The sequence below is a fragment of the Gelidibacter pelagius genome (assembly GCF_017581925.1).
In the GTDB taxonomy this organism is placed as follows: Bacteria; Bacteroidota; Bacteroidia; order Flavobacteriales; family Flavobacteriaceae; genus Gelidibacter; species Gelidibacter pelagius.
Genome location: NZ_JAGEVG010000002.1, coordinates 43250 through 63168 on the forward strand (window position 1 = coordinate 43250; position 19919 = coordinate 63168).

Consider the following 19919-nt stretch of genomic DNA (forward strand, 5'->3'; position numbering starts at 1 on the left):
TAGTATAATCTACAAATTCATGAAGCCTACCTAATAAAAGACACGTATGTCAAGTTATTGGATATCTATATTATTTACTGTTTTATAGGAATCATTTCGTAAATATACGAAGACCTCACAAGTTTTAGAAACCTGTGAGGTCTATTATAGGCTGAAATATTTTGTATATAAAACATAGGAATTGTTAGATCTTAAAATTTTTTAAAATCATCGTATATTTACGAATCAAAATCTTAAACCCATGATCCGAATTGTTTTCTCTCTGACTTTTTTTCTGTGCTCTTTCGTTTTTCAGGCCCAAATCTCTTCAAAATATAACATTTCATTTGAAAATGCCATTCATCACGAAGCCACTATCAACGCCACATTCACCAATCTAAAAGCGGCTGAGGCTGAATTTGCCATGAGCCGTTCTTCTCCAGGACGATATGCCTTACATGAGTTTGCGAAAAATGTTTACAATGTAAAGGTAACCGACGGAAAAGGAAACGAACTTATTGCCACGCGACCAGATCCATATTCCTGGAGGGTTAAAGGTCATGACGGCACCATACACGTCAGCTATACATTATTTGCCAACCACGGCGATGGTACGTATGCACAGATTGACGAAACCCACGCCCATTTGAATTTACCAGCGACTTTTATCTATGTTCCAGAACTTGAGGAACAAGAAATAGAGGTGACGTTTGATGTTCGGGAGGATTTGGATTGGAAGGTTGCCACCCAACTTAAACACCACCATGACAACACTTATTATGCAAAGGATTTTCAATATTTCATGGACAGTCCGGTGGAGGTTGCGGATTTCAGAAAACGTTCTTTTATGGTCAAGGACCAAAAGATAATCTTTGCATTGCACGACGATGCGGCTAGCGAAGAACAATTGGATGCGTATTTTCAAAAAGTCAAAAAAGTGGTTTTAGAGCAAATCCAGGTTTTTGGCGAACTGCCAAGTTTTGATTATGGCGAGTATATTTTCTTGGCCTGTTATATGCCAAATGCTACTGGCGATGGGATGGAGCATCGAAACTCTACGTCCATTCCGAGTTCAAGGAGTTTATCCAAAGGCGGTCTTGAACTAAATATTGGTACGGTAGCCCATGAGTTTTTCCATATTTGGAATGTGGAACGCCTGCGTCCAAAATCCTTGGAACCTTTTGATTTTTCGAGAGCCAATGTGAGTGGCGATTTGTGGTTTGCCGAAGGATTCACGAGTTATTATGATGATTTGTCTTTGGTAAGATCCGGGATTATGAGTCAAGAGAAGTATATTGAAGGACTTACAAGAACTTTTAACTATGTATGGACGTCTCCTGGAAGACAGTACTTCACGCCTATAGAAATGAGCTACCAAGCGCCTTTCGTAGATGCCGCGAGATCGGTGGATGACACAAATAGAGAAAACACTTTTATTTCCTACTATTCTTATGGAAGTATGTTAGGATTGGCCTTGGATCTATCCTTAAGAGAAAAGAATTTAAATCTTGATGACTATATGACCATAGTTTGGAAAGCTTATGGTAGAACGGAGATTCCATATACGGTAGAAGATCTGCACCAAAGTTTGAACACCTATGCGGGAAGGGAATTTGGCGATCATTTTTTCAACAATTATATTTTTAAAAGTGGAATGCCAGATTACCAGCAATTATTGAAACTGGTAGGCGTGACTCTTGTAACCAAAAACGACATTGATTTTGGTGCGTCGGTCAGAAATCAGAGAATAGTGAATAATCCTAAAATAGGATCTTCTGCCTATAAAGCTGGTTTTCAAAAGGGCGATAAGATACACAAAATAGGAGAGATCGCGCTGGACGGGAATGTAAGCATCAATTCGGTACTAAGTACTTTTAAAGCAGGAGTGGAGATTACTGTAATATACGAGCGTTTCGGATCGCAAAACGAAAGAATGCTCACCGTTGCAACCGATGTATCTTATGATCTGAAACTGATGGAAGAAAACTCTAAGGAATTGGACAAAAAGATAAAAGATAACCGCAGGAGTTGGTTAAATTCTAAAATATAATGGATGTAAAACAAAAAAATCACGCTTTCGGGCGTGATTTTCTTTATTCAAAAGAAGTGAGTTTTGGTTAGTCAACCAATACAATCACTTTATTATCTTTCATTTCTACAGTACCACTATTGATGTACATCACCCAACTTCCGTCTTCTTGTGTGAAGTTTGATTCTTGGCCTTGCGCAATTGTTGCGTTGCCTTTGAACTTCACTGGCCCTTTTCCAAGTATAGAGACAATAGCAGCGTGATTGTTCAACATTTGGAATTCACCCTCAATCCCTGGTACAGTAACGCTTTCAACATTACCACTAACAAGTGAGGCTTCCGGGGATACAATTTCTAAATACATTTTTTATAGTTATGAGTTATAAGTTATGAGTTATGAGTCAACTTTGAACTCATAACTCATAACTCTGAACTTATTTTTAGGCGTCAGCAAGCATTTTCTCTCCAGATTCGATCGCTTCTTCAATTGTTCCTTTAAGGTTGAAAGCAGCTTCTGGTAGGTGGTCTAATTTACCTTCCATAATCATGTTGAATCCTTTGATCGTTTCTTTAATATCAACCAACACTCCAGGAATTCCTGTAAATTGCTCAGCAACGTGGAATGGTTGTGATAGGAAACGTTGCACACGTCTTGCGCGTCCAACAGCCATTTTATCTTCTTCAGAAAGCTCTTCCATTCCTAGAATAGCAATAATATCCTGTAATTCTTTATAGCGTTGCAATAACTCTTTTACGTTTTGTGCACATGTGTAGTGCTCATTGCCTAAGATTTCAGCGGTTAAGATTCGTGATGTAGAATCCAATGGATCCACAGCAGGATAAATACCTAACTCAGCAATTTTACGAGATAATACAGTGGTTGCATCTAAGTGGGCAAAGGTTGTTGCAGGTGCAGGATCCGTTAAATCATCCGCAGGAACGTAGACCGCTTGTACAGATGTAATGGAACCTCTCTTTGTGGAAGTAATACGCTCTTGCATGGCACCCATTTCAGTTGCCAATGTTGGTTGGTAACCTACTGCAGATGGCATACGACCTAATAATGCGGATACTTCAGAACCCGCTTGTGTAAAACGGAATATATTATCAACGAAGAACAACACGTCTTTTCCTTGCGCTTCACCAGCACCATCACGGAAATACTCAGCAATGGTCAATCCTGATAATGCTACACGAGCACGAGCCCCAGGAGGTTCGTTCATTTGTCCAAATACGAAAGTTGCTTTAGATTCTTTCATGATGTTTTTATCCACCTTGGATAAATCCCATCCGCCATCTTCCATAGATTGCATAAAGTCATCACCATATCTTATAATGCCAGATTCTAACATCTCTCTCAAAAGGTCATTTCCTTCACGAGTTCTTTCTCCAACTCCAGCAAAAACTGAAAGTCCACCGTGACCTTTTGCAATATTGTTAATCAACTCCTGGATCAAAACCGTTTTACCAACACCAGCACCACCAAATAAACCAATCTTACCACCTTTTGCATAAGGCTCAATCAAATCGATAACTTTGATACCTGTGAATAAAACTTCTGTTGAAGTTGATAGATCTTCAAATTTAGGTGCCTGTCTATGGATAGGTAAACCAGCATTACCAGCTTTAGGTAAATCACCTAAACCATCAATAGCATCACCAATAACATTAAACAAACGACCGTAAACATCTTCGCCAATTGGCATTTGAATAGGAGCACCGGTAGCATGAACTTCAGTACCTCTACTTAGTCCGTCGGAAGAATCCATCGCAATGGTTCTAACTGTATCTTCACCAATGTGAGACTGGACTTCCAATACCAATAAAGAACCATCAGGTCTTTTAATTTCTAAGGAATCATAGATTTTTGGAAGCTCTGAACCCGCTTCAAACGCTACGTCGATTACTGGGCCAACGATTTGTGCAACTTTACCTGTAACTTTTGACATTACTTATCTGTTTAATGTTGAATTAAATATAATACGAAAACATTGTCCTCTAATCAAGTTGAGTACTTCGTTTTTCGCGCTGCAAAGATATGATTATTTAACTAATTATAAAGTGCTTTTTGAGCTTTTTTAAGCAAAAAAAACACCTTCTTTGGAAAGGTGTTTTAATCTCTGACTCTATGTCTGAATTATCTTAATGCTTGGTTATAGTTTGTAGGATATTCTCCTGGTTTCGCTTTATAGCCAGCTGCAACAAAATTGGAGCCATATTTGGCGTCAATAGCTTTTAAAAATTCGTTTGCCATGAGCGAATAACCTCTTGATGTCAAGTGGACGCCATCTAAACTTATTAATCCACCAGTAACTAATGCTGTAGTGAAAATAAAGTCACCGTCAGAAAAACCAGTTTCTGTTGCGGTTTGTAAAATACCTTTAAAATCTACCAAAGCTAAATCCTTTTGGTCAGCGATAGCGGCAATAGATTGGTTGTATAAATCAGTAGCGGCTTTGATCTCTGCTTGTTCACTTGGGATAAGCACCCATTTGTCAGCTAAAGGCAAGGTAACACCTTCTACAGAAAACTGTCCTGCAAGTTCTTGAGGTAGTCCTTGACCCATTAAAGCAGCTACAGATGCCATATTTACAGTTCCAATAACACTGCTACTTGGTAAAACCAAAAGATCATCAGCAGTAGCTTGTCTAGCTTGTCCATAAGTCGTCGCTAATAAATTAGCTACTAATGGTGCTGCTTGAGCAGGCAAACCAAACTGTGCGATAAATGCAGGAAAGGTTGGGCTGGCATTTAATGCGCCTGCAATTTGTGGCGCAATATTAGTTAAACTTTCATCATTAATGACCACAGCACTTGCGGCTGTTTCTGAAAAGATAATCACTCTAGATGGATCAATGGCCGTGAAAATTTGATTCAGAGCTCCAAAAATGCTATTTAACATTGGAATTTGAGGGCCAAAAGCAGGATTCGCAGGGCTTAATGGATTATGTGGCACTGTCGTAAAATGCGCTAAGTTAGTGATGTATGGTACATTAGTCACGACACCTTTTGCGCCATTACTTGTTAATGCGTTGACTGCCGCTGAAAATGAAGCAGCGAATACATTTGGGTCTGTAATGTCGTTACTGCCATAAGTTGAAGGATCTAAGTTGCCCAATTGATAGACTCCAGTCCCTCCAGAAGTAGCATAAGCCAAGACGTCATTTCCACCGATTTCTGAAAGTGTGAAAAAGGTTGGGTTTTGTGCGACAGCATCACCAAGAACTGTGGCGGTTGCGCTTGACGCCATACGTCCAAAATAAGGATTTAAAGCACCATATCCAGGGATTCCTAAATGAAAGCTTTTTGCTCCAGGGATACCATAATTGTTAAACGGACCGGATAAAACATCTGTTAATTGAGTTGTTGGTACAGCATTAAGCAATTTTGGCGCTGGACTGGCTCCTGATAAGTCTAAATATAATCTCGGTGGTACCGCAACATTAGAACCTAAAACAAATCCTCCAATATTATCTTTCATTAATGGTTGTGCAAATGCACCACCACCAACATTTTCAAATATTCCAGACAGAATATTAGGGAAGGAGTTTTCCTGCGCTTTGATAAAAAGAGCATTGTCTGTATATCCGGCAGAGAAAGATGCCCCTACCGCTACATATTTTGAAAAGTCAACAGAACCAGCGGTTAACTCCGGTAATGGTTCGGGCGCTGGGTTGTAATCATAGTCATCATCACTACAGGCTGTAAAAGCAACTAGGATAGCGGACAGTAGTAAATATTTTATATTTTTCATTATATAGTTTTTTATAGGTTGTTGATAGTCCATGATACATAATACATCGATCCGATAGACCCCGTACCAATAGCCGTAAAGTACTCCTTACCAAGAACGTTGGTTGCACCTGCCTTAAATGTAGATTTCAACGAAGGAACGGTAAAGTTAATCTGTGCGTCAAGAGAGTGGAAAGCTGGGATTGCACCATCTCCAAAGGTAGCTTGCCAGTAGTAATCGTCACTCCATCTCCAAGCTGTATTAAATCCAAAGTTCTTAAACAACTCCGTATTTCCGAAATTGATTTTAGTTTTGTGCTCTGGGGTGTTAAAGCTTGTTTTAAAATCAGGGAATGCAGCCTGATCGAAATCTTGTTTTGTATAAGTATAGCTACCTCCCAAATCAAAATTTCCAAAAACCTTTGTTGATATCCCAATAGATCCACCATAGGAGTTTACATCGGCCTTGGAATTGGTGTAAGTTTGATAAACTTGATAATCTCCATTGGCAATAGCGGCTATCGATAAGGCATTGTCGCCAGCAGTTCCGTAGAAAGGTGCTACCACAACTTCACCGGAAATGAAATCCTGGTACTTGTTGTAGTAAACGCTCATGTCAACGATTACACTATTGAGTTTACCTCTATATCCAACTTCTGCAGTGGTAATCTTTTCTGGAGTTACAAGTGCTGAATTTCCAATTTTTAAATCCGCTGGATTTTCAGATTGTGCAAAAGCAGTCACCGAGGATGCTAAATATGAATTCGTATAGGCTGCACCTCCAGTTTGGGTTATTTGAGCAGGTTGTCCAAATCCTATCTGACCTGCAGCGCTAATATCATAATCTCTGACGTAACGATCTAAGTTACTTGGCGCAGATCCAACTAAAATGGCACGACCGGCATCCAGTCCAATAAATAAATCTTGGGTCGTTGGGTTTCTAAAACCTGTTTGTACAGATGCTCTAATATTATGATTTGGGTTCACTGTAAAACCTGCTGAGATTCTTGGTGAAAGGAATCCATCAAAAAATTCAGATTTGTCATAACGTGCCGAACCTGTCAATTTCAATTTCATTTCTGCGCCTAAGTCAAATTCTTTTTGCAATTGGGTATAGATACCAAATTCTGAATAAGGAATAGAGCCGTCGAAATCTGTGTAGATAGTTCCTGAGGAATTCAATTCATATTTTCTGTAAGATCCGCCTACTTGGATGTCAATGGCATCCCATAAGTGGCTGAAGTTGTAGTTACCATCAGCGTGATAATATTTGGATTGATCTTTAAATTGAGAACCGGTAGCAAAATCAGGGTCTTTAATAATTCTGTCGAAAGTTGATTGGAAGGCAGGAGTGCCTGGTACCAATCTTCCTGTTTCTGCAACTGCTCTTGCTGCGGCATGTGCTTCTGCTTCCGTTGCACCGCTAAAAGTTGCACCGGCATACGTTTGAATGTATTCTCCAAACCATTGTGCATCTGGTTTCCAGGCACGGTTAATATTAATTCCAGTAAAAACCATGTCATAAGAATCACCAGCACTATCGGCAACAACATAACCTCTTACGAAGAAATTGTCATTCCTTACTTCAATTTTGTGTTGTTGCTGTGTGAAGTTAGTAATAGCATATCTATTGGTTCCTTGGTAAATAGTAGAACCTGTACCAATTTTACCTACATATTGGATTTCAAAATCGTTGGCCCAAGGTCTGAAATATAATCCCCAGTCTGCTTTGACACTTTCCGCATTATAATCGGTTAGATCGCGTTCTTCGTATCCTGTTCTGCTCACTATAACATCTGGAATGACTCCTAATCCTCCAGAAGCAGCTCTTATATTGGTAGACACTTCATCACCATAAATATTGTAACCATCGTAATCTATACTGGCTCTAGTGGCACCACCGCTAGGTTTTCCACCATAGTTATTGGCGGTCCAATCGGTTCCTTTTAACCATCCAAAGTTTACTTTTGCAGCAAAATGATCGCTGAATTTGTAAGCCATTCTTAGCCCCGAATCTCTATAGGTGTTATCTCCACTGGCATCTTGAGAAGTGATACCTTGTTTGTGGTAGCCGCTGATCCCTTGAAAATCGAAAGGATTTTTACTTCGCATAAAAAGAATACCGTTAAATGCATTCGCGCCATACAAAGCAGATGCTGCACCTGGCAACAACTCAACGCTCAATACATCGGTCTCATTCATACCAACTAAGTTTCCGATTGGGAAATTCAGAGCAGGAGAGGAATTGTCCATGCCATCCACAAGTTGCATAAAACGTGTATTGGCAAAGGTTGCGAAGCCTCTGGTATTAATAGATTTAAACGTTAAACTATTGGTGTTGACATCAACGCCTTTTAAATTCTCCAGTCCATCATAAAATCCAGCAGATGCGGTGTTCTTAATTTCTTTAAGACCAAATCTTTCAACAGTTACCGGCGATTCAAAAACGCGTTCAGGTGTTCTGGAGGCTGAAATAATCACTTCATCCAGAGACGTTCCTTCACGGAGCATAAAATCGAGGGTTTGAGGTGTTGAGGTCACTTGTTTTGTTACCGATTCAAAACCAACACTACTTACTTGAATAGAAAATGGTGGGGCTTGAGAAGAAGTTAGGGTGTAGTTTCCATCAAAGTCTGAAATAGTCCCAGTGGAAGTGCCTACAATAATAACATTGGCCCCTGGTAAGGGTTGACCAGTTCCATCGGTTACTTTTCCGGATACTGTGGTTTGCGAATAAGTGAGCGTAACACTTAACAGCATCATAATCTTAAGAATTGTTTTCATTTTAGGAGATTAGTTAATTTTGGTTACCAATATAAATAATAAAATGATACTTTGAATTGTTTTTTATAAAAAATTATGCATGCATAGTATTATTTGACAAAAAATGGTATGGTTATTTGTGTAATTCAATATAAAAGAGGCTAAAATCTACTTTTAAGTAGTTTTTAGCCTCTTGAATCATGGGATAACTGTAAAAGTCACGTTTGTGAAATTTTACTCTACAGTGACTGATTTTGCGAGATTTCTTGGTTGATCTACATTTTTTCCTAACATGACTGCAATATGGTAAGATAATAGTTGCAATGGAATGGTAGTTAATAAAGGAGATAAGTTTTCTAAAGTCTCAGGAACTTCGATCACGTGATCAGCGAGTTCTCTTACACTGACATCACCTTCGGTTACAATACCAATAATCTTACCTTTTCTGGCTTTAATTTCTTGAATATTACTGACTACTTTTTCGTAGTGTCCTTTTTTGGTGGCGATGATAATGACAGGCATGTTTTCATCGATTAGGGCAATAGGACCATGCTTCATTTCTGCGGCTGGGTAGCCTTCGGCATGGATATAAGAGATTTCCTTTAGTTTTAAGGCGCCTTCTAGCGCTACAGGGAAATTGTAACCTCTACCCAAATAAAGCATGTTGCGTGAGTCTTTATACAATTTGGATATCGCTTGGATGTGTTTATCTGCTTTTAAAGCTTCTGCTACTTTTTCAGGGATGAGTTCCAATTCATGCAAATGCCTACGATAATCCGAACTGGACATGGTGCCTTTCGCTCTTGCTAATCGCAAGGCTATCAAGGTTAGAACTGTAATTTGGGTGGTGAACGCTTTTGTAGAAGCGACCCCAATTTCTGGTCCTGCGTGCGTATAAGCTCCAGCATCTGTCTCTCTTGCTATGGATGATCCTACAACATTGCAAACGCCAAATACAAACGCTCCTTTTGACTTTGCCAATTTAATAGCTGCCAAGGTGTCTGCGGTTTCACCAGATTGAGAAATTGAAATCACAACATCCTTTTCAGTAATGACTGGGTTTCTGTATCTAAATTCTGATGCATACTCTACTTCAACAGGTATTCTTGCTAAATCTTCAAAGATATATTCAGCAACCAATCCCGCGTGCCATGAGGTACCACAAGCTACAATTATAATGCGGTCCGCATTTAAAAACCGCTTCATGTTGTCTTCAATCCCAGCCATTTTGATGATGCCCTCATCGGCTAATAATCGGCCTCTATAGGTGTCTTTTATGGCTAAAGGTTGTTCGTAGATTTCCTTTAACATAAAATGAGGGTAGCCACCTTTTTCAATTTGTTCTAAATTGAGCTGAAGTTTTTGAATATAAGGATTGACCAAGGAGTCATCTTCTATTTTTCTGATTTTGATGTCTTTATCCAATCTGATGATTGCCATTTCATGATCTTCAAGATAGATGGCATTGTCAGTAAATTCAATAAAAGGAGAGGCGTCACTAGCGATAAAAAACTCGCCTTCGCCAATGCCTATCGCCAAAGGACTTCCTAACTTAGCTACAACAATTTCGTTGGGTTTGTTTTTGTCAAATACTGCAATTGCGTAGGCTCCGATGACTTGGTTTAAAGCTAACTGAACTGCTTTTCCAAGTTTGATCTTTTCATTGGTCATGACATCTTCAATCAAATTGATCAATACTTCAGTATCTGTATCTGATTGAAAGGTATAGCCGCGTTTTATGAGCTCTTTTTTTAGAGAATCGTAATTTTCAATGATCCCGTTATGAATGATCACCAAATTACCTGAATTGGAATAATGAGGATGCGAATTCACATCATTGGGAACACCATGGGTAGCCCAACGCGTATGTCCAATACCTAGCTTTCCGCTGGTGGACATTTCTTTTTCCAAGAGTTCCTTTAAGTCAGCAACCTTGCCCTTTGTTTTGCATAAATTGAGATCTTTGCCATCATATAGAGCAATGCCAGCACTGTCATAACCTCTGTATTCTAAGCGTTGCAATCCTTTTAAAACAATAGGATAAGCCTCTCTATGGCCTATGTATCCGACAATTCCGCACATGTTGTATTAGGTTTTAAGTTGAGTACTAATTATTTGGTTCAGTATAAAATATCTCTAAATATAACTTTTTATTTTCATCTGTAGCCGATGTGTTATTTCCGTATAGGACAGTGCCTTTTGGAGATAAAATGGAGCTTACAGGCAATTTTTTAACTGCATTACTTCCTGAGTTTAAAATCGAACCTTGCGCAACAGAACCTTCCACATTAACATTTGAGGACACAGCCAATCCTAAACTGACATTTGTGGAATCGTTCATTAAAAGATTCTTAATATGTTCAGTAATTTTGATTTTGTATTTGACACCTTTTGAATTGTCGTCGTCGCTGACATGTTGTAATTTTCCAAGATGATTAATTCTTGAATTATCAGCAGAGTCGAAGTCATAATCTAACAAGGTCCTATTGTTTTTGGCATCGTAGATATAGACTCTATCAGGTTCTTGACCTTGTGTAAGGCTTTGATCTACATAAAAGATCAAATTGGCTTCATTGATCAATCTTTTCGCTTTTACGAATTTCCCCGAAGCATCCGTTTGGACATAGTCGTTTTTGAACGCTTCAAAAGCGGTCATTGTACCTTCATCCGTATCAATATCAGTGCCTCCAAATAGATCTATTACAGCCGTGGCACCTTGTCCACCTTTAAGATATAATCTCTCATCGCCAGTAGTTGGGTTGCCATCAGGAATTGTTAATGTGAAATCATTATCTAAAAAGTTGATGATATTGCTTGATGCACTAATTGTACTGGGATTATAACTTGGAAATTTCAACATGTAGGTTCCAGCAATACGCTCAGCATCAGTTGCTGTTCCTGTAGGAGGAGAACTGTAGTGTATGGTAATATTGGCATTGGTGGATCCTAAATTAAGCAACATCATAGTGCCATTGTCGTTGATGCCTTCAGCTTCAAAATAGATGCCTCTAAAATAGTTTTGAAAGGTATTCACGTTGCTCAATACCGGATCACCTTCTTTAAGCATGATTTTATTTTTCCAAAATGTAGTGTCCATTTTAAAGCGCAATGCTGGAGCTAATCGTGTGATTTCTTCACCTTTTTTAAGAATGATTTCTTTGTTACTTGGCTTAAAGCTATCAACGGCTTTCAAAACTGTGCCTTGCAAAGAAGCTAAAGGTATTTGACTTGAAGCAGATACCGAACGGTCAGAATAATACTTTTGAGGTTGGTCAAAACCTGAATTTGGATCAAAATTTCTTAGAAAATAATTGTTCTCATAAAGTTTAAAGTTAATAATTCCATCGCCATAAATAGAGTCTAATTTATAAGAGGTAACTTCATTTTCAATACCCGTAGCTCTACTGAAATAGGGAATAGTCAGGACTACGGAATCCAATCTGACATCATCGGGAAATGTTGGGTCCAATGTATTTGGCGAGAGTTGTGTGACCAAACTAGCAGTGCTATTTCCGTAAATCAGGTCTTTATAAAAACCAAATAAATTGGATGGTAAATTGTTGGTCTGAATAGGCTTTAGCTTGTTGGTATATGCGATGACATCATACTTGGCGTCAGCCACACCAAAATTATTTAGACCAGAAATATCTGAATCAAGAGACACAAAATCCTTATCACATGCAATGAATGCTGTCATCAATATGGCAAGGATAAATAGGTTTTTCAAGGCGAATTTTTTGTTTTTCATTACTATGTGTAAGTGGATTTAGAAGCGAATAGTATGTTTTTGTATTACTTGAGCACTTTGGTGTTATAGAATTCAGCGTAAGGCTCAGCAAAATCTTCTTGTGAAAAATAATCCAAAACCGGTTTTTCTGATGCTTTTAAATAATCTTCCAATTCTGGGTCCAGCTCATAAGAGCCTTTTATAAGCGCATCGGAGTAATCAATCGCAATCTTCATCATGTTGATGAAACTAGGCTTTTCTAAAATCTTGATTGCTGACTCATCAATATTGTCAAATTTCACTTTCTTGATCATGTCCGTATTTAACGTTCCTTCGAAGCTTTGATTGTATATGGAAGTCACAATTTTGCTATCGGTGAACAAAGGCTCGTTTTTATAATACTCTTTGAGATAAACCGGCAATAGGGACGCTAACCAGCCGTTGACATGTATGATATCTGGTGCCCAATTAAGTTTTTTTACAGTTTCAATCACCCCTTTGGCGAAAAATATGGCACGTTCATCATTGTCAGGATAGAGACTTCCATCTTCATCTGTCAATGTTGCTTTTCTCTTAAAATATTCTTCGTTGTCAATAAAGTATACCTGAATTCTTTCTTTGGGAATAGAGGCCACTTTTATAATCAAAGGCATATCCAAGTCATTGATGACCAAATTAATTCCTGATAGTCTAATGACTTCATGCAATTGGTGTCTACGCTCATTTATGTTTCCATACCTAGGCATGAATATCCGTATTTGTCCACCTTGTTTATTCACCATTCTCGGAGCTTCAAATGACATTGAAGAAATTTCAGTTTCAGGTAAATAAGGTACAACCTCGGAAGACACGTACAATATCCTCTTATCTTTCATAAATCACGGAGTTTAAAAAAAATTAAAATTAAAACACGCAAAAGTACAAAATTTTATGCAGATTGATAGTAAAATCTTAAGTTTGCACGCTGTTAATTTTTTGTTATATAATGATAATTTGCCATAAAAAAGAAGATTTAAGACGGGTTGTAGATGGGCTGAGGCTTAAAAACCAAACCATTGGTTTTGTGCCTACAATGGGTGCATTGCATGATGGGCATTTGTCATTAATTAGAAAGGGACTGGAGGAAAACTCTCGAATGGTGGTCAGTATTTTTGTTAATCCGACGCAATTTGACAATACCTCAGACCTGGAAAAATATCCAAGAACCATAGAAAGTGACTTGGAACTATTACAAACGCTATCAAAAGATTTGATCGTTTATGCACCAGCAGCAGATGATATTTATGGAGGCACCGTCTCATCAGAACGTTTTGATTTCGACGGGTTGGAAGATCAGATGGAAGGTCGATTTCGCAAAGGCCACTTTGATGGCGTTGGTACTGTTGTAAAGCGACTGTTTGAAATTGTACAGCCGGATACTGCTTACTTTGGAAAGAAGGATTTTCAACAACTTCGAATCATTCAAGAGTTAATAAGAAAGCATCAACTTTCTGTTGAGGTGAAAGGTGTTGAGATTTTTAGAGACAAAGACGGTTTGGCCCTGAGTTCAAGAAACGAACGCTTGAGTAAAGCTCAGCGAGAAGCAGCGCCATTCATATACAAAACACTAAAAGCTGCCAAAAATCGTTTTGGCACGGAAAGTGCGAATAAAGTAATAGAATGGGTTGAAAAACAGTTTGCTCAGCACGATTTGCTGAAGTTGGAATATTTCACCATTGCTGATGAAGCAAGCTTACAAACCGTTCAAAGAAAAACTAAAACTAAATCATACAGAGCGTTTATTGCTGTATTTGCGGGAGATATCCGACTTATAGATAATATAGCGCTTAATTAATTACCTTTGCCAAATGCAAATACAAGTTGTAAAATCAAAAATACACCGTGTCAAATGTACAGGTGCTGAGCTAAATTATATAGGAAGCATTACCATTGATGAAGATTTAATGGATGCGGCCAATATCATTCAAGGCGAAAAAGTGCAAATTGTCAATAATGACAATGGTGAACGTTTGGACACTTATGTGATTCCTGGACCAAGAAATTCTGGTGAAATAACGCTAAATGGAGCCGCTGCAAGAAAAGTAGCTGTTGGAGACACCCTGATTCTGATTACCTATGCTTTTATGGAATTGGAAGAGGCTAAAACCTTTAAGCCTTCATTGGTTTTTCCTGATGAAGCGACCAACTTACTCAAGTAGTATTGAACGCCAAGACCAAAAAGATATTAAGGATCGGGCTTCCGGTTTTATTGGCCGCTTTTTTTGGTTGGTACACCTTTTCAAAATTACCCATTGATAAAATCATTCCATATTTCAAATCAGCCAATTATGGTTGGATTGGTTTAGGGATGTTCCTTGGTTTGCTCAGTAATTTATCTCGAGCTTATCGATGGAAGTATTTGCTGGCACCTATGGGTTACAGCGTAAGATTTCCTAACAGCATCATGGCTGTTTTTATAACTTATTTAGCTAATTATGGGATCCCAAGATCTGGAGAAGTCCTAAGAGCTGCAGTTTTAACAAATTATGAGGATGTCCCATTTCAGAAGGGTTTTGGTACTATTATAGCAGAGCGGATGGCAGATATGATTATACTTCTCAGTATTGTTGCCATCACACTTTTGATCCAGTTTGATTTTATTTTTGAACTTTTACAGACTTCCTTTCAACCAAATAAGCTTATTCTGTTTGGGGCTATTGGTATCATCTTTTCAGTTCTTATTTTTTTATATCTTAAAAAAAGCCAATCTAAGATAGCCTTAAAAGTAAGAGATTTTGTTCGTGGTTTATTAGAAGGAATTCTGAGTATTTTTAAGATGGAGCATAAATGGCTGTTTATTTTCCATACCTTTTTTATCTGGACCATGTACGTGTTGATGTTTTATGTCACCACATTAGCGGTAGATGATTTAAATGGCGTGTCTATAGGAGCGTTACTAATCGCCTTTATTGCAGGTAGTTTTACCATAGCGGCTACAAATGGTGGTATTTTTGTATATCCATTGGCCATTGGAGCTGCTTTTTCTATTTTTGATATTCCAGAAAATCCGAGCATTGCTTTTGGATGGATTATGTGGGCTTCCCAAACCCTCATGATTATTGTTCTTGGGAGTCTTTCTTTCTTGTTTTTGCCTATCTATAATACTAAGCAAAAGGTAAAACAGAAGGATTAGGTCTTTATTAAACATTTAAAAAGGCGTGGTGGAACAATCCGAATTATTTTTTACCTTGCCATGGCTAATATTAATCCCTAATTATATGCAAAAGATTACGCTTATACTCGTGTTTCTCATCAGTACCTCAATGGGGGCTCAGGTTATTTATCAACCTTTTGATTCCGAAAAATTAGGCGAAAGGAGAGAACTTAAGATTCAGTTGCCTAGAAATTATAATCCTGAAGATAAATCGCAATACCCTTTGATTATTGTTTTGGACGGCGACTATCTGTTTGAGCCTTTTGCAGGCAATGCAGATTATCAAGCGTATTGGGGGGAAATGCCTAAAGCAGTAGTGGTAGGTGTCAATCAAAAAAACAGTCGTGAGAAAGACCTTTTTTACGACAAGGAAATTTATTTTCCTGCACATGAAGGGGCTTCCTTTTTTGAGTTTATAGGGATGGAGCTCATTCCATATATTGAAAGCAAGTATAATGTTTCAAACTTCAGGATTGTCGCAGGCCATGATCTAAGCGCAAATTTTATCAATTACTATTTATTTAAGGACCATCCCATTTTTAGGGCGTTTATTTTGCTAAGCCCAGACTTGGCTCCAGAAATGACAGTTAGAGTTCAAGAGCGTCTTTCGACTATCAAAACCGACACCTTCTATTATGTAGCAACCGCCGATAATGATATTGATAGTTTAAAGGAACGGATTAATGGGCATAATGCACAACTGGCAATGCTTAATAATCCGAAAGCACATTACACGTTTAATAACTTTGAGGGTGCCGACCATTATTCATTGGTGGGATTGGGCATTCCAAAAGCATTGAACGATATATTTTCTTTATACAAGCCCATCAACAAGCAAGAATATACAGACCATGTTTTGACCTATCCTGAAGGCCCATTTAAATATCTCGAAAAGAAGTATGCCGACATTAAGTTCTTTTACGGATTTGAAAAGAAGATTGTGGAGAACGATATAAGAGCCGTGGCTGCTGCTGCTATGAAGAATGATGATGGTGACGCCTTGAGAGATTTGTCAAGATTGACAAGAAAGGAATTTCCAGATTCCATGATCAGTGCTTATTACACTGGCATGTATTATGAAAATGAAAACAATCTGAAAAGAGCCTTGCACAACTATCAATCTGGGCTGCTATTGAATGCTTCTGATTTTATCGATAAGGATATGCTATTGGACAAAATCTATTCTATAAAGGATAAAAATTAGCACAATTGTGCATTTCATCGAATAATTTATACAGATCAACTATATTTGTATATATTTACCATCCCAAACCTTAAACCTACTTACGATGAAAAAAGCCCTACTTTTTCTCTTCATCATGCTGTGCGCTATGTCTATTAATGCACAAACAATTTATGAAAGTTTCGAATCCCGAAAACTAAATACTACTAGAGATTTAAAAATCCGACTTCCGAATAACTACGATCCTGAATCCAATTTAAAGTACCCTGTGATTATCGTTTTTGATGGTGATTATTTGTTCGAGCCTGTCGTTGGGCAGGTCGCTTTTCAAACTTATTTTGACAAAATGCCTGAATCCATTGTCGTCGGATTGATACAAGGGAAAGATCGATTTTATGACAGTTATCACGATGAGGTAACAGGATTGCCTATAGAGTTGGGAGCACGGTTTTATCAATTTATCAGTACAGAGCTAATTCCACATATTGATAGGAATTATAAAACCAGCAAGTTTAAAGTGGCTGTTGGTCATGATCTTATGGCTAATTTCATGAATGCCTTCTTATTAAAAGATGATCCAATCTTTAAGGCCTATGTAAATTTGAGTCCTGATTTTAAAGGAGAAATGGATGATAATGTCAGCAGCCGATTAAAATGGTTAAAAGAAGATGTGTTTTACTATATGGTAACCAGTAGTGATGATGTTGCGCCGCTTCGTAATGGTATTCTTGATGCCAATGAAAAACTGAATCAAATAGAGAATAAAGCCTTGAAATACTATTTCGATGATTTTGAGGGCCATTCTCATTACACTTTGGTTACAGGGGGTTTATCTCAAGCCCTGGATAAAATATTTGAGCTTTATAAGCCGATCAGTGATCGGGAATTTAAAGAGGACATTCTTACTTACGAAGGCACATTAGATACCTACATCAGCAAGCGTTACAAAAAAATCGAAGATTTATTTGGGATCCACAAACCTATTTCAGAGGATGAATTCGAGAAAATCATAAAAGCTGCCGAACAACGTGATGATGTTGCGTCTCTTGAGAAAATTGGAAAATTGGCCAACAAACAAGATCCAACAACATCTTATGGCACCTACTATATGGCGCTTCATGCTGAACGGATTGGAAAAACCAAACGTGCTAAAAAGTTATATGAATCTGCATTAGACTTGGAATCGACACCGCATATCAACAAAGATCTTATTCTTTTAAAAGTAGAAGGACTTACTGTGGCTGGTGATGATAAAGAAAGTGATATTGACTAAATATCCTTGTAATTACGATTTATAATAAGAACTAATACCGCAAATAGTTTTAATTTAGCTCAAACTTTAAAGGATGGCTAAAATTAAAACAACTTTTTTCTGTCAAAACTGTGGCAGTCAATATTCTAAATGGCAAGGTCAATGTACAGCCTGTAAAGAATGGAATACCATTGTTGAGGAAGTCATCCAAAAGGAAGAGAAGTCCAGTTGGAAAATGCCTACCTCAGCAGTAAAACGGGCCTCCAAACCTTTACGGATCAATGAAATTGACGTTTCGCAAGAAGCACGGATGAATACCGAAGATCAGGAATTCAACCGGGTGCTTGGTGGCGGCATTGTTCCAGGATCCTTGATTTTGCTCGGAGGTGAACCAGGAATAGGAAAGAGTACGCTTCTACTTCAAATCTCCTTAAAATTACCTTATAAAACCTTGTATGTTTCTGGTGAAGAAAGCCAGCAGCAAATCAAGATGCGGGCAGAACGCATCAATCCCAACAGTGCCAATTGCTATATTCTGACCGAAACAAAGACCCAAAATATCTTCAAGCAAATTGAAGCTTTGGAGCCGGATATTGTGGTGATTGATTCCATTCAAACCCTTCATACGGAATATATAGAATCGTCTTCTGGGAGTATTTCACAAATCAAGGAATGTACTACGGAACTCATAAAATTTGCTAAGGAAACCGCGACCCCCGTTATTTTAATCGGACATATTACAAAGGATGGCAATATCGCCGGACCAAAAATTTTGGAGCACATGGTCGATACCGTCCTGCAATTTGAAGGCGACCGCAACCATGTCTTTCGGATTTTAAGAGCGCATAAAAACCGTTTCGGATCGACCAATGAACTGGGTATTTATGAAATGCAAGGCTCGGGATTGCGAGAAGTGTCCAACCCCTCCGAAATTTTAATTTCCAAGAAAGACGAGGAGCTTTCCGGCAACGCCGTGGCATCCACTCTGGAAGGGATGCGTCCGCTGATGATTGAAGTTCAGGCCTTGGTCAGTACAGCAGTCTACGGGACACCGCAACGATCGGCGACAGGATTTAATGCCAAACGGTTAAATATGCTTTTGGCAGTTTTAGAAAAGCGCGCTGGATTCAGATTGGGCGCAAAAGACGTCTTCTTGAATATTACCGGAGGCATTTCGGTAGATGATCCCGCTATCGATTTGGCCGTGGTTGCTTCAGTATTATCATCCAATGAAGATGTGGCCATTCCTAAAGATTATTGTTTTGCCGCTGAGGTTGGCCTTTCTGGTGAAATAAGACCTGTACAACGTGTTGAACAACGGATTTTAGAAGCAGAGAAATTGGGCTTTTCAACCATTTTTGTCTCAAAATACAATAAAATATCTCTTAAAAACACGGGAATCAAGATCCAATTGATCTCTAAAATTGAAGATTTGGTGAGTTTTTTGGTTTAGGAAATTAAAACCATAATCAAAAAACTCATTGGATCCTTTTTTATCACAATCAAGAATAAAATTCAAATTTCAAAAAAACTATTAAACATCCACTAAATGAAAATCAAAGCCATTCAAATCTTATGTGCATTCTTCTTAGTCGCTTCCTGCGGACCAAAGCCAAGCAAATCCGTTGCTGAGATTATAACAGAAATCGATACGTACAGTTCAACAATTGATGCCAATTCCAACTTGAAAGAAGAGACCATCGAGGGTGCGTTAACGGATAACGAAGGTTTTAAAGATATTGGAAAATTCAAGTATACTGTGTATTTCGATGGGCAATCCAATCAACTCTATAAAATCAAGAACATTGAAACCACCGATAAAGCCATTTCTGAGACGTATTATTTTAAAGATAGGGATGTCGTGCTTATCACTACCAATCTTAGCGGTACTTCACATAAAATGTATGTTCAGAAGGACAAAGTCATTTCCGATACCAAAACAGATGCCGAAACTCAAAAGTTATTGTTGGAAAAGGCGAAACGTTTTCATAAAAATTTTAATAATGAGCATTAATGAACTGCCATTGTTGATGTTTTCCACCAACCAACCTAAAGCCTCGA

Annotated in this window: 15 protein-coding genes; 8 read left to right on the forward strand and 7 right to left on the reverse strand. The window is 38.2% G+C overall.

The genetic code is table 11. The annotated features are described in order from the left end of the window. The first annotated feature begins 241 nt into the window (after positions 1-241). A complete protein-coding gene (locus J4051_RS01875; RefSeq protein ID WP_208232029.1) occupies positions 242-2029 on the forward strand; it encodes a M61 family metallopeptidase in 1788 nt (595 codons plus the stop codon). Positions 2030-2096: 67 nt separating this feature from the next. Here the strand turns inward: J4051_RS01875 and J4051_RS01880 are convergent, their stop codons facing one another. The 7 genes from J4051_RS01880 to J4051_RS01910 all read right to left on the reverse strand — a co-directional run bounded on the left by J4051_RS01880 (position 2097) and on the right by J4051_RS01910 (position 13105). Beyond that, positions 2097-2372: a F0F1 ATP synthase subunit epsilon gene (locus tag J4051_RS01880; protein WP_208232031.1), complete on the reverse strand. Its 276-nt coding sequence runs from the start codon at positions 2370-2372 to the stop codon at positions 2097-2099. Between the two features lie 76 nt (positions 2373-2448). Beyond that, positions 2449-3957, reverse strand: a complete 1509-nt coding sequence (gene atpD, locus J4051_RS01885; RefSeq protein ID WP_208232033.1) for a F0F1 ATP synthase subunit beta — start codon at positions 3955-3957, stop codon at positions 2449-2451. Positions 3958-4145: 188 nt separating this feature from the next. Next, positions 4146-5762 carry an SGNH/GDSL hydrolase family protein gene (locus tag J4051_RS01890; protein WP_208232035.1) on the reverse strand — a complete coding sequence of 539 codons (1617 nt, stop codon included), beginning with the start codon at positions 5760-5762 and terminating at the stop codon, positions 4146-4148. Positions 5763-5773: 11 nt separating this feature from the next. After that, entirely contained in the window at positions 5774-8524 is a 2751-nt protein-coding gene (locus J4051_RS01895; RefSeq protein WP_208232036.1) for a TonB-dependent receptor, read from the reverse strand. Between the two features lie 213 nt (positions 8525-8737). Next, a complete protein-coding gene (gene glmS / locus J4051_RS01900) occupies positions 8738-10585 on the reverse strand; it encodes a glutamine--fructose-6-phosphate transaminase (isomerizing) (RefSeq protein ID WP_208232037.1) in 1848 nt (615 codons plus the stop codon). Positions 10586-10610: 25 nt separating this feature from the next. Then, entirely contained in the window at positions 10611-12251 is a 1641-nt protein-coding gene (locus J4051_RS01905) for a DUF4270 domain-containing protein (protein WP_208232038.1), read from the reverse strand. Between the two features lie 44 nt (positions 12252-12295). Next, entirely contained in the window at positions 12296-13105 is an 810-nt protein-coding gene (locus J4051_RS01910; RefSeq protein ID WP_208232039.1) for a glycogen/starch synthase, read from the reverse strand. A 110-nt stretch (positions 13106-13215) separates the two neighbouring features. Here J4051_RS01910 and panC point away from each other — a divergent pair, with 110 nt between their 5' ends. The 7 genes from panC (at position 13216) to J4051_RS01945 (ending at position 19872) form a co-directional block, all read left to right on the forward strand. Continuing rightward, positions 13216-14064, forward strand: a complete 849-nt coding sequence (gene panC, locus J4051_RS01915) for a pantoate--beta-alanine ligase (protein ID WP_208232040.1) — start codon at positions 13216-13218, stop codon at positions 14062-14064. 13 nt (positions 14065-14077) lie between these two features. Continuing rightward, entirely contained in the window at positions 14078-14428 is a 351-nt protein-coding gene (gene panD, locus J4051_RS01920; protein ID WP_066438671.1) for an aspartate 1-decarboxylase, read from the forward strand. Between the two features lie 2 nt (positions 14429-14430). Beyond that, positions 14431-15402: a lysylphosphatidylglycerol synthase transmembrane domain-containing protein gene (locus J4051_RS01925; protein WP_208232041.1), complete on the forward strand. Its 972-nt coding sequence runs from the start codon at positions 14431-14433 to the stop codon at positions 15400-15402. Positions 15403-15487: 85 nt separating this feature from the next. Then, on the forward strand, positions 15488-16627 hold the full coding sequence (locus tag J4051_RS01930) for an alpha/beta hydrolase (protein WP_208232043.1): 1140 nt from the start codon (positions 15488-15490) through the stop codon (positions 16625-16627). Between the two features lie 85 nt (positions 16628-16712). Further along, entirely contained in the window at positions 16713-17879 is a 1167-nt protein-coding gene (locus J4051_RS01935; protein ID WP_208232045.1) for an alpha/beta hydrolase, read from the forward strand. A gap of 73 nt (positions 17880-17952) precedes the next feature. Then, positions 17953-19311 carry a DNA repair protein RadA gene (radA, locus tag J4051_RS01940; RefSeq protein WP_208232047.1) on the forward strand — a complete coding sequence of 453 codons (1359 nt, stop codon included), beginning with the start codon at positions 17953-17955 and terminating at the stop codon, positions 19309-19311. A gap of 96 nt (positions 19312-19407) precedes the next feature. Then, positions 19408-19872, forward strand: a complete 465-nt coding sequence (locus J4051_RS01945) for a hypothetical protein (protein ID WP_208232049.1) — start codon at positions 19408-19410, stop codon at positions 19870-19872. Positions 19873-19919: the final 47 nt, after the last annotated feature.

Excerpts from the sequence above, each read along its gene's own strand:
- J4051_RS01930 (WP_208232043.1), top strand. The coding sequence starts at position 15,488 with ATGCAAAAGATTACGCTTATACTCGTGTTTCTCATCAGTACCTCAATG.
- J4051_RS01905 (WP_208232038.1), bottom strand. The coding sequence starts at position 12,251 with ATGAAAAACAAAAAATTCGCCTTGAAAAACCTATTTATCCTTGCCATA.
- J4051_RS01895 (WP_208232036.1), bottom strand. The coding sequence starts at position 8,524 with ATGAAAACAATTCTTAAGATTATGATGCTGTTAAGTGTTACGCTCACT.
- J4051_RS01945 (WP_208232049.1), top strand. The coding sequence starts at position 19,408 with ATGAAAATCAAAGCCATTCAAATCTTATGTGCATTCTTCTTAGTCGCT.
- panD (WP_066438671.1), top strand. The coding sequence starts at position 14,078 with ATGCAAATACAAGTTGTAAAATCAAAAATACACCGTGTCAAATGTACA.
- radA (WP_208232047.1), top strand. The coding sequence starts at position 17,953 with ATGGCTAAAATTAAAACAACTTTTTTCTGTCAAAACTGTGGCAGTCAA.
- J4051_RS01935 (WP_208232045.1), top strand. The coding sequence starts at position 16,713 with ATGAAAAAAGCCCTACTTTTTCTCTTCATCATGCTGTGCGCTATGTCT.
- glmS (WP_208232037.1), bottom strand. The coding sequence starts at position 10,585 with ATGTGCGGAATTGTCGGATACATAGGCCATAGAGAGGCTTATCCTATT.
- panC (WP_208232040.1), top strand. The coding sequence starts at position 13,216 with ATGATAATTTGCCATAAAAAAGAAGATTTAAGACGGGTTGTAGATGGG.
- J4051_RS01890 (WP_208232035.1), bottom strand. The coding sequence starts at position 5,762 with ATGAAAAATATAAAATATTTACTACTGTCCGCTATCCTAGTTGCTTTT.
- J4051_RS01875 (WP_208232029.1), top strand. The coding sequence starts at position 242 with ATGATCCGAATTGTTTTCTCTCTGACTTTTTTTCTGTGCTCTTTCGTT.
- J4051_RS01880 (WP_208232031.1), bottom strand. The coding sequence starts at position 2,372 with ATGTATTTAGAAATTGTATCCCCGGAAGCCTCACTTGTTAGTGGTAAT.
- J4051_RS01910 (WP_208232039.1), bottom strand. The coding sequence starts at position 13,105 with ATGAAAGATAAGAGGATATTGTACGTGTCTTCCGAGGTTGTACCTTAT.
- atpD (WP_208232033.1), bottom strand. The coding sequence starts at position 3,957 with ATGTCAAAAGTTACAGGTAAAGTTGCACAAATCGTTGGCCCAGTAATC.